Origin of the sequence: Chthonomonas calidirosea T49, from assembly GCF_000427095.1 — a bacterium.
Lineage (GTDB): Bacteria > Armatimonadota > Chthonomonadetes > Chthonomonadales > Chthonomonadaceae > Chthonomonas > Chthonomonas calidirosea.
In genome coordinates, this window is sequence record NC_021487.1 from 443,223 (window position 1) to 460,470 (window position 17,248).

Here is a 17,248-nt window from a genome sequence, read left to right on the forward strand (position 1 = left end):
GAAATCAGCGCCTAACATCCTCCTTTTGTACGAATCGGTGTCGCTGAAAGTCTTCAAAGATACTGCTCTCTGGACTTGAGGGAGCGACGGTATAATAGTATTTCGAGCTAGTGGTGGGAAGGATTCAGCGATACCAAGAGGGTTCGAAGAGATAAGTTGACTCAAGAATGGACGACCCCCACATTTATGATCACATCGCCTTCGCGAGAGGAGGGTGTGCTAGGGCGGTGTGGCTTGCTGTATCTACCTCATGCAACGGTAGAAACTCCTGTGTTTATGCCTGTGGGCACGCAGGCCACAGTGAAGGCGATGACTCCAGACGAGTTAGAGGAGATCGGATTTGGTTTAATTTTGGGAAATGTATACCACCTTCATCTTCGGCCTGGTGAGCAACTGATAGCGCGTGCAGGGGGACTGCATCGTTTTGAGGGATGGAGTGGCGCTCTTCTTACGGACAGTGGAGGCTATCAGGTTTTTAGTTTATCGGGCTTGCGCCGCATTGGAGAGGAGGGAGTAGAGTTTCAGTCTCATATAGATGGGAGCCGTCATCTCTTCACTCCACAAATCGTTATTGAAATCGAGCGTCAGCTAGGGGCCGACATCATCATGGCCTTTGATGAATGTCCGGCATCCACGGTCTCGGAAGAGTATATTCGACAGGCGATGGAGCGGACGCATCGGTGGGCAAAGATTTGCCTAGAGGAGCATATACGTCATGGGCGTATGGCCGTAGGTGGGTGGCCTCAGGCACTTTTTGGTATTGTTCAGGGTGGCATAAGCTATGAGCTACGGGCTGAGAGTGCGAGGGTACTGACGGAATTAGATTTCGATGGTTTTGCCATCGGCGGCCTTGCCGTTGGGGAAGAAGCCGCAGTTAGAAATGAGATCGTGGCTTGGACGGTGCGTTTTTTGCCTGAGAATAAGCCTCGCTACTTAATGGGTGTGGGGACGCCGGTAGATATTTTGGAGGCTGTTCGGCGTGGGGTAGATATGTTTGATTGTGTTTTACCTACACGCAACGCACGTAACGCACAAGCATTTATCTCGGAGGGTGTTATCAATCTAAGGAATGCCCGTTATGAGCAGGATTTTACACCGCTTGACCCGAAATGTGAATGTCGAGTCTGTCGGCGTCATACGCGGGCCTATATAAGGCATCTATTCAAGGCAAAGGAGATTTTAGGGCCCCGACTCGTGACGTACCACAACTTAGCATTCTATCATCGATTGATGAGAAGCATTCGCCATCATCTGCGTGAGGGAACTTTTGAGGTTTTTTACAAGAGCTTTCGAAGCACCTATCAGACTGAGGAAGAGACGATAGATGAGTGACTCCAGAGAAGTCATTGCACAAAATCGGGTGGCATCGCCGCCCCCAAGTAAAACAGCTTCCCCTGCCGAAAAATCACCGGCCATAAAAGAGGTGGAAGAGCCGATTTTGGCAGCTCAGGAAAAGGCAGCAGAGGTCATTACTTTACGGGATATACGAAACAACGAACGAATTCGCGCCTACATTGATGCCGCCAACCGGCAAATGGCAGCGATAGGCTATTCGGAACACGGCCTGCGACATGCTGGATTGGTGGCCTCAATCGCACGCAATATCCTACTGGGGTTGGGAGCGGAGGCACGGACAGCAGAGCTTGCCGCTATCGCCGGCTTCTTACACGATATTGGCAACTGTATCCACCGAGTCTATCATCCGCAGATCGGGGCCACGATGGCTTTCCAAATCCTTGAGAAGATGAATATGCCGGCCGCCGAAATCGCTCTTGTAGTGGGAGCTATTGGAAATCATGAGGAGCCGGAAGGTGTGCCGATCAATGCGGTGACAGCAGCCGTGATCATTGCAGATAAGTCCGACGTGCACTATACTAGGGTCCAAAATCCAGATCCATCTACCTATGATATCCATGATCGTGTAAACAATGCCGTGCAAAAGTCGCATATACTTATAGATGCTGTCCAGAAGATCATTTCGCTCGAGCTAGTTGTAGACACGGAAAAAGCAACCGTCATGGAGTATTTCGAGATTTTTGCCGAACGAATGGTCATGTGCCGGAAGGCTGCCGGTGTATTAGGTTGTCGCTTTCGGCTTGTGATCAATGACGTTCAAATGTAGGCGTTGCTTTCAAAAACATACACATCAAGGAGTATGATGATGGCTTCGGTGAAGAAAAGTTCATGGTTGTTCGCTCTCTTGGCGTTCGTTCTCGTCGGGATGGGAGTAGCTATATCTCCGTCCTCCTGCTGGGCAGAGCCTCGGTTCGAGCCGCTATTCGATGGGAAGGATTTAAATGGGTGGGTTTATGTTGGACAGGCCCCCGGCTATGAGGTTCGTGATGGGACGATCATCTGTCCAGCCGGGTGCTCTGGGAATCTCTTTACCGAGAAAGAGTATTCCGATTTTGTGTTGGATGTTGATTTCCGTCTATCTCAAAATGCTAACAATGGTATCGGTATACGTGCTCCCTTACAAGGAGATGCTGCCTATATGGGCATGGAGATACAGATACTCGACGACAGCGGCCCCATGTACCAACATCTCCAACCGTGGCAGTATTGTGGTTCTATTTATAATGTTGTTCCTGCGAAGAGAGGGGCGTTGAAACCGGTTGGAGAGTGGAACCACGAAGAGATCACGGCGATCGGACGACATATCAGGGTAGTGATCAATGGTAGGATGGTGGTTGATGCCGATCTGAACAAAATTGTTGATCCGACCATACTGATGCATCATCCTGGAATGTTGCGAGACACAGGTCATATCGGGTTGTTGGGGCATGAGCCCACGGAGGTAGATTTCAAAAATATCTACATCAAGGACCTAAGTCATCCGCGACCTGACAACGTTCCTCCGCATGGCTTTAAAGCGCTGTTTGATGGTAAGGACTTGAGAGGTTGGCGTGGATGGGCTGGTGACCCACCTACGCGAGCCAAAATGACTGAAGCCGAGTGGGCTGCCGCGGTAAAACGTGCCACCGCAGAGGCTCTTAAGCACTGGAAAGTGGTAGATGGAGTTATAACCTATGATGGTAAGAATAATAATCTATGTACAGTGAGAGACTATGGAAATTTCGAGCTGCTTGTAGACTGGAAAATTCCGCCGCATGGGGATAGTGGAATCTATTTACGCGGCAGTCCGCAGGTACAGATATGGGATAATCCAATCGGCTCTGGTGGATTGTACAACAATCAAAAGAATCCAAGCAACCCCATCGTATTCGCGGATAATCCCATTGGAGAATGGAACCGTTTTCGAATCCTGATGATCGGCGACAAAGTGACCGTCTACCTGAATAACAAGCTGGTTGTATGGAATGTAACCTTAGAAAACTATTGGGAGCGAGACAAGCCCATCTATCCTATCGGCCCTATTGAGCTGCAGCACCACTGGACACCCCTATGGTTTAAAAACATCTATATTCGCGAACTACCACTGCTACCAGAGCAGCGGGCGGCTATCCAACAGCTGCATTGGCCAGGATTACCACATGATTTGGCTAAACGATAGGGTATAGAGTAGAATATAGGCGCACAATTTTCTAGTAAGTAGGAAGGGCGCCATTTTGTACTCGGGGGTGATCGCACGATATAGAGAGTGGCTGCCGGTAAGTGCAGCCACTCCTATTGTGACGCTAATGGAGGGGGATACGCCTCTTGTTCCTTTGCCACGTCTTGCAGCAGCCATAAGTCCGTATATTACTCTCTACGCCAAATGTGAAGGCCTCAATCCAACAGGCTCTTTCAAAGATCGAGGTATGACAGTGGCAGTAAGCAAGGCTGTGGAGGCTGGGCAGAATATTGTGATGTGCGCCTCGACTGGCAATACTTCTGCCTCGGCGGCAGCCTATGCGGCTCGCGCTGGGCTTGAATGCGCTGTGCTTATTCCCGGAGGGAAGATCGCGTTGGGGAAGCTTTCGCAGGCGCTGATGCATGGAGCAAAAGTGTTAGCCATAGACGGCAATTTCGATGAGGCCCTCGCTCTTGTCCGTTCCATTTGTGAGGAGTATCCCATTGCGCTCGTCAATTCGGTTAATCCGTATCGTTTACAGGGACAGAAGACCGTGGCCTTTGAGATTGTGGACGCCTTAGGAGATGCTCCAGATTATCATGCTATGCCGGTGGGTAATGCGGGCAATATCACGGCGGCATGGATGGGTTACTGCGAGTATCATCATTCAGGGCGAAGTAAGAAACTACCGAAAATGCTCGGTTTTCAGGCGGCGGGGGCGGCACCATTGGTGGAGGGCAGGCCGATTACCAAACCAGAGACGGTGGCGACTGCCATTCGAATAGGCAACCCGGCAAGTTGGAACGGAGCGATCGCGGCGAAAGAAGAGTCAGGGGGTGTGATCGAGGCCGTTACCGATGAGGAGATTTTGGAAGCTTATCGTCTATTGCCTACGCTTGAGGGCATTTTTGCCGAGCCTGCAAGTGTCGCCCCTATAGCGGGGCTTAAGAAACTAGCCACGAGTGGGTTTTTCTCTGAGCCATCTACGGTTGTGGTTACTCTAACTGGTCACGGATTAAAGGATCCCGATACAGCCATGCATCTTGCTTCTCAGCAGATCGTTTGCATTCCGCCCAAACGGGAGGCTGTGTTACAGGCTTTAGGTGTATAGCCATGAGCGATCAGATTCGCCAATTCGTTCCAAATTTTAGCTATTTGAAGCTAGCCTTATTGCTCCATCACGTGCCCTACATTGGAGCAAAGCAGCTCGAACACGCTCTCAGTCGCCTCCTCGTAGAGCAAGTGACGCTAGGAGAATTTCTAAACTTTTCTTCGGTGGAACTTAAAGAACGCTTTGGTTTGGCTTCTCGTGCTATTGCATATCTTATGGGCAAAAAGGAGCCCTTGATGGAAAAGGCGGAGGCTCTTGTACGTGTAGTTCGCTTTTACAATTTGCATTGTGTAACACGTACCCAGCTAACCTATCCAAGTCGGTTGGAGACCTATGATCCCTCTCCACCGCCCATTCTCTATGGGTTAGGACGCTATCAATTGCTAGATGACTCTACAGAAGGCTTTACGTTTACTATTTTGGTTTCGAATGGTGCTACTGAAGAGACTTATACGAATTTGGAGAAGATCGCTTCAGAGCTTATAGCCTGTAAGGGCATTCCAGTAACAGGACATGATCGGCTTCCTTATCAAAGGCTAGCACTAACCGCGCAGCGCAGCATTCACCCCGTGATCTATGTTCTGGATAGAGGGCTTCGTGAGGCTATGGGAGAGCGTTTTGATCAAGCTCTCTTCCCTGCTGCCCGCATTCACGCAATAGATTTCTGTGGTGATCGGGACCTTGTGCTCTCTCCGTTCCGTTTAGACGATCACTGTTTAGGGCAGAACAATCGTCGCCGTGATCAGCTAATTATCGCTCTCTCTGACATCATTGTTGCACTTGATATACGCGAAAATGGGATTCTACATCAGGAGTGCCTGCGGGCGATCCAGCGGGGCCAACATGTTTTCATCACGGAGACAGGTCGGGAGGGTAATCGGCGGCTTCATGAGGCCGGTGCTGAGCTTATATCGTCCGATTTTCGCTCATGGCTGCAATCAAGCCAGGAGGAGTAGTGAAGAACAGAGATGATGGACGTAGGGTCTGACAACCAAGCCAATACTTATGGCTATAGTGGGCTATCCGCTGTTTCGGGCGTGCCACTCGAGCCAGACGAGTTACACAAAATCGTACGGCATACCGTGGAAGATGCGGCCAAAATGCTGGAGTGTAGCCATATGGCAGCCCTATCGCATGTACCAGCTGAGGGACGGGTTTGTGGGGTGCTAACAGTAGGTTATACTGATGAGAACTTTCGGCTATGGGGAGTCTCATTGGAGGAGGCTGGAGCCATTGCTACAGTCGTTCGGACGGGAGAATATCAGCTCATAGAAGACTCGGAGTTGTTACCATATCCGTTATCAGAGCGTTTTTGTGAACGAATTTTGATAGTGCCTCTTTCTTTTGAAAAGCATGTCTTGTCGGTGCTTGTTGGACAGGTAGACCCAAGGGCAGATGTCGAATCGCCGGAATGGCATGAACGAGTGCGTGCTGTCGCCCAAAGAGTAGGGCTTTTTGTGGAACTACAACGCCTTGCAAACGCTTATCAGGAAGAAGTCCAGCGACGTCAATATTTACGTGACGTGATCGCGGCTATTCTTGAAGAGCGATCGCTGCAAGATATTGGCCAGATGCTTCTAGAGATGGTGGCCAGTCGGTTTCGTGCCGAGATAGTAGGGCTGTTCTTGAAGGACGGGGAGGAGATTAAGCCCATAGCTCTAAGAAACATTTCGGCGGAGTTTGGGAGAGACATTGCACGCATTGCAAGTAAAAGTATCAGGCCTCGCGCTTTCGCCTCTACGATGCCGATCTACCGAACTGTGAATGATCGTTCTGTTTTGACCAAGGAGATGCGAGAGCGCTTAGCGCGAGAGGGCATCCGTGCTGTTTGGATGGCGATGTTACAGCTGCACGATCAGATCGGTGGTGCACTTGTGATCTATTTGAAAGATGAACGCGTGTTTGCTCCTGCAGACGTTGCAGCCTTTCAGGGATTAGCCGACATCGCCACCCTAGGTATTGCGATGTCGCGGCTTCTTGAAGATCAGCGAAGATACGCCACCATTCAAGAGCGCACTAGGTTAGGTAGAGAGATGCACGATACGGTGGCAAGATCGCTAGGAGCTTTGGTTTTAACGTTAGAAACAGCACAGAGTTTCTTACGGCAAGAGAATACTATAGAGACAGAGAAGCTTTTGAACGCCGCGCTAGAGTTAACGCGAGAAGCGCTTAATGATACACGACGTGCCATTGAAGCTCTCTCACCGCCTGAACTAGAGACGATGACGCCTGCGCAAGTGATCGCCCAAGAACTCCAAGCGCTTGAACGAGCAGGGATCGCGACTCAGTTTGTAATCTCAGGCAATGAGATACCTTTATCAAAAGAGCAAAGTCTTGCGCTTTTGAGAATCGCACAAGAAGCTCTCAACAATGCCCTACGCCATTCTCAAGCAAGTCGAGTACGTGTTGGATTGCTTTATGAGTCGGAAGCCATAATCATGCGAATTGAAGACGATGGCGTAGGGTTTGACCCTACTCTGCCGATGGCGCCAAATCGGCAAGGCGGCTATGGGATTTTTGGTATGAAAGAGAGAGCGCGCGCTTTAGGGGGAGAAGTGGAGATTGAGAGTACTCCAGGTTGGGGCACACAGATCTCCGTTCGGTTGCCTTATGAAATGCCGTCGGGCTTGCCGCCAAGTCAGGTGCTCCCTGAGAGAGCTAGCAACATAAGCGCAGAGGCATTACCCCCAAAGCAGGATATTGCTGGTGAGGCGTTACCCCTAGAGAAACCACTACAGCAGCTTCGTCTGCTCATTGTAGACGATCATCCCTTAACAAGGCAGGGTATGCGTGCGGTGCTTGAACAGACGGGGCCTTTTCTTGTGGTAGGTGAGGCAGGAGACGTAGATGAGGCCATTATAAAAGCACAGCAACTTCGCCCAGATGTTGTTTTGCTCGATCTACAGATGCCTGGAGGGGGAGGCATCGCTGCGCTCAAGCAGCTCGCAAGTTTGGAGCCACGCCCAACTGCGATCTTAATTGCAAGCATCCCTACTGAAGACTCTGTGACCGCAGCACTACGTTTAGGTGCCAGAGGATTTCTTCTGAAGGATGCCACCCCATCGGAGCTTGTATCCTCCATTGAAGCGGCACATCGTGGTGAGATCGTGTTGTCACCTGGGGTAAGTGCGTGGCTTACCGAGTTGAATGCTCATCGGCGCGATAGTAGGGAGGATGTTGAACTCAATGAAAGGGAGTTGGAAGTCCTCCGGTTAGTTGCCAAAGGAGCGCGTAACAAGGATATAGCCCAAGAGCTTTTCATCGCACCAAAAACCGTAGAACATCATCTGTCGAACATCTTTGCAAAGCTGGGTGCTGCTAACCGAACGGAAGCCGTTCGACTGGCTATTGAAAAAGGGCTTATTTAAGGATTACGGAGAGAGCGCCGCCCAAAAAGATCGTTCCTCGCCGATGCCTTGATGAAGTGCTTTTTTATAGATATGTGTGGCCACAGCAACATCTTCTAACGCAATGCCAAGCGATTTGAAGAGAGTGATCTGGTCTGGATGTGTTCGGCCGGGGTGCTGCCCACTAACAATTTGCGCTAACTCCACGGCCTGTTCCCATCGGAAATAGCCTCTCTCAAAAGCCGGTAATAGGTCGCCCGCTTCGAGGCGCGCCTGCTCGATGGAGTCGACGACGATAAGGTCGGCTCGGCGTATGGCCTCTACATCCAACTCCTGACGTATGAGCATATTGCTGCCGATAGCGTTGATATGTGTGCCGGGGGAGAGCCATTCCCCTTGTAGCACGGGACTTATCGAGTTGGTGGCAGTAATGATTACATTGCTGTTGCGTACGACTTCTTCTGGAGATTCTGCAGGGCTTATATCCAGAGACAGGAGAGCGTTGATCTTTTTACAAAAGGTCTCTCGTCGTTCAGGGCTACGGCTATAAACACGCACTTGTTGGGTTGTACAGGCTGTGCAGACAGCTTCTATTTGGGTTTCAGCCTGCCAACCAGCCCCGAATACGCCAACACGTAGTGGCTCGGAATGATTGGCGAGGAGCTTTGTGGCGATGCCCGAGGCAGCTCCGGTACGCACTTGACCAAGTTTATCGGCTTCTATAATGGCCAGCAGATCCCCATTTTGCGATGAGTAGAGCAGAAACAGGAAACGCGTACGAGGAGGGAAAGAGGTATAAAGCTTGATTCCAAACGTTTCCGTTCGCAGATCGGCTGCAGACATCACATGATAGATTCCCCGCGGCATGATGAGCCGGCGTCGTGGATGTTGCAGCACCTCTCCGTCGGCGGCATGCCGAAAGGCCTCTTCAAGGACCTGGAGAGCATCCGACATAGTTAGCAGTTCAGAAACCTGTTTTTCGGAAAGGAAAAGCGCCATTTTACTAGCTCCGTAGTAGCCTCTAGCGAATCATATTGTATCTTAATTTTTAAGTAGCGCGTTAAAGCGGCAGACGTTGACAGAATCGGTCTTGTTATGAGAAAATAAAATCGAATCTGCCGTCGTAGCTCAGTGGATAGAGCGCCTCCGTCCTAAGGAGGGCGTCGGGGGTTCGATTCCCTCCGACGGCGCTACTGCTCTCTTTTGAGACGGCAGGATATACTAGGAGAGATGTCCGAGTGGTTTAAGGTGCGGCTCTCGAAAAGCCGTGGGCCTAAACAGCCCCGTGGGTTCGAATCCCACTCTCTCCGCTAGGTTGAGGAGTAAGTCACTGATCTTAAACGGCGCCTGCTTATGATGATGGCAGGCGCCGTTTTATTAAATTCAGCAGGTAGCCACCACGCTTTGCAATCGTGAGGCTGACGCGGAATGAGGACTGATGTGGACTATGGACGATCCAAACCGTCTCCCATACGTTGCCTCCCCAAAGGAGATAAGGTGCTATGGCGAGACGAAGGGAGGCACCTCGCGGAATGAGATGTAACGTCTCAAGGATATTAGCGCTTGCAAAAGCAGCTTGCGTCTTGTTTGGGACGGTAACAGGCACTGTTGAATCCTCTACCACCTGACAGTTTTCGCGATTGAAGTAGGTCAGATCGTTGGAGTGAGCGTCGAAGATCATTTGAACAGGGCCGGAATCGGTAATGCCTGTTGTTTCCCATACGTCGTAAGGTTGGCTACGGGGGCCTGCCCAGTAGTACTTGGAGTGATAGATAGGCTGGGTTAGCGCTGTGCAGTGAAGGAAACTTTCTGAGCAGATTTCATCGGCCTGGCGTACGATTGTTGCAGCTCCATTGGCCGCATGCAGTTGCTTGAGAGAGTGACTTGGGGCAAGTAGGAGAATAAGCCCTACTCCCAAGATGGTTCCTAGAGCAACATAGATGGTCGTATATTTTTCTACACACTTGCCCATGAGGTGTCTCTATCCTTTCCTGAAGGGTTCTATTCATAAGTGCAGTCCACCTCATTGTGTACGGGCGAGTCGCAGATGCTGCTCTATTCTGCAGGTACTAACATAGTACGAGAGCAGATGCATCTATATACTTTAACAAGCGAACTCTGAAAAAAGTTTCACTATAAGTCATCTCCTGTCACTATCTTAGTCGCTCAGAACGAGCAAAAGTTGCAGGATCGCCTCTTTCTAGGGTATGTTCCGCTTAGGAGGAATCAGGAGGAGAGATTTGGAAAAGAGGGTGTACACTATCCTCAAAGAGGATGTTGGAGAACGACTTGATAGGTTCGTTGCACGGATGGTCCCTCAGACTTCTCGTTCCTCAGTTACCCGCTGGATTGAACAGACATCGTTAGGCTGGGGAGGTGTTTGGGTAAATGGCCAGGCATCGCGCCCTAGCTATCGTTTACGGGAAGGGGATGAAGTTGCTGTTCAAATTCCACCACCTCAACCTATCACGCTCCTTCCGGAGGCGCTACCTTTAACGATCCTCTATGAGGATGAAGACCTACTTGTCGTCAACAAAGCACAGGGAATGGTGGTGCATCCAGCTCCTGGCTCTCCACATGGAACACTCGTTAACGCGGTATTAGCTCATACCGAGAAGGTTTCAGAGGTTGGTGAAGACGAGCGTCCTGGTATCGTACATCGTCTTGATAAAGATACAAGTGGTCTTCTCGTAGTTGCAAAAACCGATTACGCCCTTCGCCAATTACAGTTGCAGTTACAGGCGAGGCAGATGGAACGACGGTATCTTGCGCTGGTGTGGGGAGCGCCTCGATTTAATGAGGCTGTTATTGATGCGCCCATAGGGCGGCATCCTGTAGATCGTAAGAAGATGGCTGTCATTGAAGACACACGGCATAAGGCGCGGGAGGCAAGGACCGAGCTAAAGGTTCAAAAGCGGTTCGGCTCTCTATTTACCCTGCTCGAAGCGAAGTTGCACACAGGAAGAACTCATCAAATTCGCGTTCACTGTGCTTACATTCATCATCCTGTTGTGGGAGACCCTGTGTATGGGGGCGACCGAAACTTGCCGCAGACGAAACTCGCCTTCGAGGTGCGCAAGAAACTAGAGGAGTTGCTGGATAGACTGCCAGGTCAGGCTTTGCACGCCTATTTCTTAGCGTTTCTTCATCCGGTTACTGGAGAGCGGCTGTATTTTCACACCGAACCACCCGAACCCATGCAAGCGTTGATCTCGGCTCTAGAAGAGATATGTGTGAATGGAGACGAGACGGCACCATGCTGACGATGGAACAGCGCAGACGACTCGTAGAAGGAGCCAAACAGTTTGGCATATCTCTGGAAGAGTGGCATTGTGATCAGTTTGCGACTTTTGGAGCTCTTCTATATGAGACAAACAAATTTGTAAATCTTACCCGTATACCTGTGGATCAGATGGTTGAACTTCATTTCTTGGATTCTCTGGCAATTTCCAAGGTCTTGCAGTTGTCTGCTGGATCGAGCCTACTTGACGTAGGAACTGGTGCTGGATTTCCAGGTATTCCGCTAGCCATCGCCTTTCCGCGTGTCCACTTTGTGCTGATCGATGGGACGCGTAAAAAAGTTGAGTTCGTGCGCATGGTCATTGAAAGTCTCGCTCTCAGAAATGTGAGTGTTTTTCACTACAGGGCCGAAGATTTTGCTAAAATTCCTTCTAATCGCAGTGTATTTGACTTTGCCGTTGCCAGGGCGGTTGCTCCTATGGAACGCCTGCTGCCGTGGCTTCTACCGTTTGTCAAGGCCGGGGGATATGCTGTTGCCTATAAGGGGAGCAGTGTAGATGCAGAGCTAGATAAGTTGAGAATAGCGATTAAGACCTTTAACGGCTCTATAGAACGTGTCGTCTCTGTTGCGCTACCATTCATCGAAATTGAAAGGAAGTTTGTCCTTGTGCGAAAGCAGAGTAGCTCTTAAGCAGGAAAGCTGCGCGGCTGTGTGGAACAAGCAGATGAACAACTTCTCTGTAGAGCCCTGAACTCGGAGGTAAGTATGCGTAGAAAGCGTCTGACATTTTTTCTGATAGTAGCTATCGGTTTTAGTGGACTTTTCACTGTGTTGGGGCATCGAGAGGCTTTCGCCCGCGCCGAACATTTCGGTATACTGCTTGCTGTATCCTCTGGGGGGCAGAGTGTTCAGGCGTTCACTGACGAAACGCCGCCAGAGGGGGGCCTGAATAAGCGGCCCGTTCTCACGGTAATGGCAGGAAGCGAAATACAGGTTCACTGGCGCATGGAGTGCGAATATCCCCATGGTGTGCTTAAGAATGTAGGCGTTCACTTTTTTGTAGTGCACGAACAAAAGGCTGGCCAGAAGCCGGTGCCCGATCCGAGTGGATCCGCTGGGGTTGTGGATAACAGTTTCACCATGGATTTTAAGCCTCATACCGTGGCCACTGGTATGATTCGTTTCCGGATTACGGACCCCGGCACCTACCTAATTCGCATCCAGAGCGAAAATACCTATCAGATAGCCGGCCATGAGCACTTTTCTGCCGTTGACCTCGTAGTGCAATAGATGCGTGTGTTGAGTTATACCGCGGGGTCCGTATACTCACCACGTTGTTGTGCACGCATCTCTTTCAAGATGCTGTTACCAGCTAAAATAAACAGGATCGCCGACGGTAGTAGCTTAATGGGGAGTAGCAACGGTTCGAGGAAGCCTGGGAAAAAGGGGATAAGCCGACCTAGAGGCAGTGCCCAAAGCAGAAGTAGCCAAAAGCCCCAGCCCAGGTAGCGGAAAGCTTGCTGAGCGTTCCTGCCACGGCATTTACTTGATACCCATTGTGCTCCGATGCCAAGCAAAATGGGCAGTACCCACAGAAGAAAGAAGCTAAGCATAGAAAGTCTCCTTCAGCAAAGCGAACTTTTGAGTGTCTGTCAACCTTGACGTACCGCTATTTACTCATATACTACTACGTAAAGGATGAGCTTAGGTTGCAGCATCTTGATGGATGTATTCTCTGCGTGAGGATGGGCTTGCTTCTGTGATTGGAGCCTTTTGACCGGATTAGCGGGTAAGCTGAAACAGAGCCGTTTTAAGAGAGGGAATACAGATGTTTCGGAGGCCACTGAGAATATCAAAGGTTATCTGCATTGGAATAGCTATTGTCGCACTATGTGCTTTGGAAGGGTGTTTTGCGCCCGAAGTGCCGCCTGGCAAGATAAAGTTGGTTGTGTGGGGTATGCAGCTTGGAGAAGAGACGGCCGGGCTGGAGGCACGTATCGCTGCATTTGAAAAGATGCATCCCAACATCGTTGTGAGCGTGCTCGGTATGGGGGCAGGAAACATGGACCCTCAGAAGCTGATGACCTCCATCGTTGGCAATGTGCCCCCAGATGTTATTCACCAAGACAGGTTTACCATAGGGGATTGGGCTTCAAGGGATACTTTTCTCCCTTTAGACAATCTCATTGCGCGGGACAGAAACAAGCCCTTTGGGGTTAGGCCGGAAGATTACTATCCAGCTTGTTGGCGAGAGGCAACCTATACAAATCCCAAGACCGGGGAGAAACATGTGTTCGCAATACCGGATTCCACGGACGATAGAGCTTTATTTTACAACAAAGCGCTGTTTCGTGAAGCGGGGATAGTAGATGCGAAAGGGAATCCTATGCCGCCGCGCACTTGGGATGAGCTTCTACAAGACGCTGTTAAGCTCACAAAGTACAATCCCGACGGTACTATCAACCGTATTGGTTTTATTCCGAATTATGGAAACTCTTGGCTCTATCTTTACGCTTGGCAGAACGATGGCGAGTTTATGTCTCCAGATGGAAAGCATTGCACAATGAATGCCAAACCCAACGTCGAGGCGCTGGCCTACATGGTGAAAGTCTATGACGCCTTGGGCGGGATTAACAAGATCAGTGCATTCCAATCGGGATTTCAGCCTAATGAGCTTGATCCCTTTCTGACAGGCAAAGTCGCGATGAAGATAGACGGTTCGTGGGTACCCGCATCTATTGCGCGGTACAAACCAGACCTTGATTTCGGCGTTGCCCCAGCTCCGGTGCCCGCAGATCGGTACTATCATCGTGGCCGTTTTGCACACGATAAGGATACTTTCGTAACTTGGGCAGGAGGCTTCTCCTACGCTATTCCTCGAGGGGCTCGTCATGTCGAGGCTGCTTGGGAGTTCATTAAATGGATGACTAGCCCTCAGGCCGCTTTAATTGATGCAGAAGCTACCAAAGCTTACGATGCATCTAAAGGACGTCCCTTTGTACCGAGTCTTTCGGCAAATCGCATGACGAATCGGGTTGTGTTTGCTAAATACGGTCCTAAAGATCCGAAGTTTAAAAAAGCCATGGAACTTTTTATCTCCATGATGGATCACGCGAGGTTTCGGCCGGTGACCTTTGTGGGACAGAGGCTGTGGGACGAGCAAGTAAGAGCCATGGATGTTGCGACACATCATCAAAAATCACCACAAGCGGCTCTAGATGAAGCGACACGTGTTGTCCAACACGAGCTTGATAAGGTTTTTGAGGAGGACACCTATCCTTTGATTCCACCTGTCGTGCCTATCGTCTTAAGTGTCATAGCAGGATGCGTTGTGCTCGGCATAGCCCTATGGCGAGTATTCCAGATTCTACGTATGCGTCAGCTGGGCAGAGCGGAGGCAATTGCGGGGTATGTCTTCATCGCACCTTGGCTTGTAGGCTTTTTGATATTTACAGCAGGACCTATGATCGCCTCTCTCTACTTTAGCTTTTGCGACTACGATGTGCTTCATCCGGCTCGATGGGTTGGTTTGCATAATTATGTCGAGATGTTTGGTCGTGACGATGGGTACTATCTGCGTGTTTCTCTATTTAATGCAATGTATGTAGCTGTTATAGGCATCCCTCTTGGAATCGTTACGAGCCTTTCGGTGGCCCTGCTGCTCAACGCGAAGGTAAAGGGCATGAGCTTCTACCGAACTGCATTTTACTTACCCTCTATTGTGCCCGTGGTCGCTAGTGCTGTCTTATGGATATGGCTCCTCAATGGCGACCCAAATCGAGGTCTAATTGATGCCGCATGGAAGGCGACGCTCGATCGGTGGTTTGGATGGGCACCTCCGGGATGGTTAGCTGACGCTGCGTGGGCGAAACCTGCCCTTATTTTACAAGGATTATGGGGAGCAGGTTCTGGCATGATCCTGTGGCTTGCTGGTTTGCAGGGTATCCCGCAACATCTCTATGAGGCCGCTGAAATAGACGGCGCTGGTTGGTGGGCAAAATTTCGCAACGTCACCGTGCCCATGCTTTCACCCTACATTTTCTTCAACGTGATTATGGGCATCATAGGCACCCTACAACAGTTTGACAGTGTTTATGTATTATCCGGGGGAGATTTGAGCCAGCCGGCCGGTCCGCTGGACAGTCTTCTTATGCCTGTACTCTATCTCTTTAAGAACGCCTTTCAGTACTTCAAGATGGGCTTTGCCTCTGCGCTTGCCTGGTTTTTATTTGTGATCATCCTTCTGCTCACGCTCATTCAACTGAAGCTAGCACCTAGATGGGTCTACTACGAGGCAGAGAAACGATGAATGATCGTTCGGATTCCCTTGATCTACCAGAAAAGAGCGACACCGACCTCTTGAAGACCCGGCAGTTCATTCAAGATGACATCGTGGGCCTGCTGCTTGCTGACCGCAGAAGTGAAAATACGCGGCGCGCTTATGCAGCCGATCTCAACGATTTCTTTCGATTTGCCTTTCGAGTTCTTCCGACGCCAGAGGGCGTAAGGCGGTTTTTAAGCCTGACAGCAGCTGAAATGACTGCGCTGTTGTTCCGTTATAAAGCCCACCTCATGGAGCGAGGGCTGGCAGAGGCGACCGTAAATCGGAGATTAGCGGCGATAAAAAGCCTCGTCCGCTTTGCAAGACGCTTAGGCCTTACCGATGTAGTTTTAGAGGGACGCATTGTTGGGGAGCGAGTGAGACCTTATCGTGACACCACAGGGGTTGATGGTGTAACGGCTCGTGAACTAGTAAGTTCCATAGATACGACAACCCTTGTCGGGAAGCGCGATACCGTATTAATGTTGCTCCTTCTAGAGAATGCGTTGCGTCGCGCCGAAATTGTGGCTTTGCGTGTTGGAGACTATGATGCGGTCTCGGGGACGCTTTCAATAACAGGTAAAGGACGGGGGACACAAAAAGAGTGCATCCGCCTCTCTGCCCGATTGCAAGAGGCATTGCGGACTTATCTAGAAGCTAGTGGACATGGGGGTAGCGATTCTGCACCTCTATTGATCAGCCTCAGTAACTGTCGCCGGGGGCAGGCTCTTACGGCAGATGGTGTTTACAAGATTGTGCGCACGCGTGCGAAAGCATGCGGTATTGGCAAGCCCGTCAGTCCTCACCGTTTACGACACACCGCTATCACTTTGGCTCTCGATCTTTCCAAAGGCGATATTCGCCGGGTTCAGCGTCTTTCACGACACGCACGTTTAGAGACGCTTCAAGTATATGACGATAACCGTCAGGACTTACAGGGTGAGATAAGCGACATGCTCTCCAGATATCTGTCTGATGAGGCCTCATCGAAGTCTGTATAATACTCATTATCAAGCCTAAGTTGGACACCATATCAAGGACGCTCAAATGGATACGACTGAGCAACACATAGAGAACACCGTTCGTGGGGTAACCATTTCTGAGGCAGCTCGTCGGCTAGGTGTATCAGAACGAACGATCTATCGGTATGTCAAAAATGGCAGACTAAAGACAGACAACACATCGGGTAAAATTCGAGTATTACTCCAGAATATAATCTCGGATGAAGAGGGTTTGTCTAAAGAAGTCAGACAATTATCTGAAAGATTCAGACAATACGACGAACGATTTAATCGCGTTATTGCCTTGCTGGATGGGCTGCGTCATGAGCAGGGGCGTCTACAACACGAAATAGATAGAATTTACCTACTGCTTAAGGATGCCCTCCAGTCTAATGAGAGACTTCAGCAAGCTCTCGTGGACTTGCTGAAAGCAAAGGAGGAGAACAAACTTGATCGGGCAAACGCCCGCAATGGAGACGGTCACAGCTTTCCGGCGTTACTAGGGCGAATTCTAAAACGTAAGGGTGACAGTGAGTAAGAATAGCTAAGGGGAGAGGATATGAATAGTTCTGTATTGGCACCCATATGGGTTGTATTAGCCGTCTTTTGCGCGGTTGTATTTGTGGGAGCGTGGATTCCTCTTGTGTTGGGAGCGTTTCACGCACGCGCAAAGTCCATCGTATTTATTCTAGCTTGTCTACTACCTCTTTGGG

The 17,248-nt window shown here is 50.2% G+C and carries 15 protein-coding genes and 2 tRNA genes; 14 read left to right on the plus strand and 3 right to left on the minus strand.

Annotated features, from left to right (window positions below; genetic code table 11):
- Window positions 1-186: 186 nt before the first annotated feature.
- From tgt to CCALI_RS14685, 6 genes are read left to right on the plus strand one after another with little or no spacing between them, the layout of a single operon-like run.
- Window positions 187-1,332, plus strand: coding sequence for a tRNA guanosine(34) transglycosylase Tgt (gene tgt / locus CCALI_RS01950; protein ID WP_016481790.1), 1,146 nt, complete (start codon window positions 187-189; stop codon window positions 1,330-1,332).
- Window positions 1,325-2,122, plus strand: coding sequence for an HD domain-containing protein (locus tag CCALI_RS01955; protein ID WP_016481791.1), 798 nt, complete (start codon window positions 1,325-1,327; stop codon window positions 2,120-2,122). The genes tgt and CCALI_RS01955 overlap by 8 nt, the downstream gene beginning before the upstream one ends.
- A 33-nt stretch (window positions 2,123-2,155) precedes the next feature.
- Complete coding sequence (locus CCALI_RS16425) at window positions 2,156-3,514, plus strand: 3-keto-disaccharide hydrolase (RefSeq protein WP_155850449.1); 1,359 nt, start codon at window positions 2,156-2,158, stop codon at window positions 3,512-3,514.
- A 55-nt stretch (window positions 3,515-3,569) separates the two neighbouring features.
- Window positions 3,570-4,625: a threonine synthase gene (thrC, locus tag CCALI_RS01970; RefSeq protein WP_016481793.1), complete on the plus strand. Its 1,056-nt coding sequence runs from the start codon at window positions 3,570-3,572 to the stop codon at window positions 4,623-4,625.
- Window positions 4,626-4,627: 2 nt separating this feature from the next.
- Window positions 4,628-5,581, plus strand: a complete 954-nt coding sequence (locus CCALI_RS01975) for a Rossmann fold nucleotide-binding protein involved in DNA uptake (RefSeq protein WP_016481794.1) — start codon at window positions 4,628-4,630, stop codon at window positions 5,579-5,581.
- 12 nt (window positions 5,582-5,593) lie between these two features.
- Complete coding sequence (locus tag CCALI_RS14685; protein WP_016481795.1) at window positions 5,594-7,993, plus strand: response regulator; 2,400 nt, start codon at window positions 5,594-5,596, stop codon at window positions 7,991-7,993.
- 3 nt (window positions 7,994-7,996) lie between these two features.
- On the opposite strand, the gene CCALI_RS01985 is transcribed toward CCALI_RS14685, so the two are convergent.
- Entirely contained in the window at window positions 7,997-8,971 is a 975-nt protein-coding gene (locus CCALI_RS01985) for an ornithine cyclodeaminase family protein (protein WP_016481796.1), read from the minus strand.
- Between the two features lie 118 nt (window positions 8,972-9,089).
- Here CCALI_RS01985 and CCALI_RS01990 point away from each other — a divergent pair.
- Together CCALI_RS01990 and CCALI_RS01995 are read left to right on the plus strand one after the other, a co-directional pair.
- Window positions 9,090-9,162, plus strand: a tRNA-Arg gene (locus tag CCALI_RS01990).
- 34 nt (window positions 9,163-9,196) lie between these two features.
- Window positions 9,197-9,282: transfer RNA gene (locus CCALI_RS01995), tRNA-Ser, on the plus strand.
- A gap of 41 nt (window positions 9,283-9,323) precedes the next feature.
- Here CCALI_RS01995 and CCALI_RS02000 read toward each other — a convergent pair.
- Entirely contained in the window at window positions 9,324-9,944 is a 621-nt protein-coding gene (locus CCALI_RS02000; protein WP_016481797.1) for a hypothetical protein, read from the minus strand.
- A gap of 268 nt (window positions 9,945-10,212) precedes the next feature.
- On the opposite strand from CCALI_RS02000, the gene CCALI_RS02005 reads away from it, so the two are divergent.
- The 3 genes from CCALI_RS02005 to CCALI_RS02015 all read left to right on the plus strand — a co-directional run bounded on the left by CCALI_RS02005 (window position 10,213) and on the right by CCALI_RS02015 (window position 12,503).
- The gene (locus CCALI_RS02005; protein ID WP_016481798.1) at window positions 10,213-11,235 is read left to right on the plus strand and encodes an RluA family pseudouridine synthase; all 1,023 of its coding nucleotides are present in this window, start codon (window positions 10,213-10,215) and stop codon (window positions 11,233-11,235) included.
- The gene (rsmG, locus tag CCALI_RS02010; RefSeq protein WP_016481799.1) at window positions 11,229-11,903 is read left to right on the plus strand and encodes a 16S rRNA (guanine(527)-N(7))-methyltransferase RsmG; all 675 of its coding nucleotides are present in this window, start codon (window positions 11,229-11,231) and stop codon (window positions 11,901-11,903) included. Before CCALI_RS02005 ends, rsmG begins: the two co-directional genes overlap by 7 nt.
- Before the next feature lie 75 nt (window positions 11,904-11,978).
- Entirely contained in the window at window positions 11,979-12,503 is a 525-nt protein-coding gene (locus tag CCALI_RS02015) for a hypothetical protein (RefSeq protein ID WP_016481800.1), read from the plus strand.
- A 14-nt stretch (window positions 12,504-12,517) separates the two neighbouring features.
- On the opposite strand, the gene CCALI_RS02020 is transcribed toward CCALI_RS02015, so the two are convergent.
- The gene (locus CCALI_RS02020) at window positions 12,518-12,826 is read right to left on the minus strand and encodes a hypothetical protein (protein ID WP_016481801.1); all 309 of its coding nucleotides are present in this window, start codon (window positions 12,824-12,826) and stop codon (window positions 12,518-12,520) included.
- Window positions 12,827-13,041: 215 nt separating this feature from the next.
- Here CCALI_RS02020 and CCALI_RS15615 point away from each other — a divergent pair, with 215 nt between their 5' ends.
- From CCALI_RS15615 to CCALI_RS02035, 3 genes are read left to right on the plus strand one after another with little or no spacing between them, the layout of a single operon-like run.
- Window positions 13,042-15,522 (plus strand): extracellular solute-binding protein, encoded by a 2,481-nt coding sequence (locus tag CCALI_RS15615; protein WP_016481802.1) that lies wholly within the window; start codon window positions 13,042-13,044, stop codon window positions 15,520-15,522.
- Window positions 15,519-16,535 carry a tyrosine-type recombinase/integrase gene (locus CCALI_RS02030; RefSeq protein ID WP_016481803.1) on the plus strand — a complete coding sequence of 339 codons (1,017 nt, stop codon included), beginning with the start codon at window positions 15,519-15,521 and terminating at the stop codon, window positions 16,533-16,535. The genes CCALI_RS15615 and CCALI_RS02030 overlap by 4 nt, the downstream gene beginning before the upstream one ends.
- A gap of 46 nt (window positions 16,536-16,581) precedes the next feature.
- On the plus strand, window positions 16,582-17,073 hold the full coding sequence (locus CCALI_RS02035; protein ID WP_016481804.1) for a helix-turn-helix domain-containing protein: 492 nt from the start codon (window positions 16,582-16,584) through the stop codon (window positions 17,071-17,073).
- Window positions 17,074-17,248: the final 175 nt, after the last annotated feature.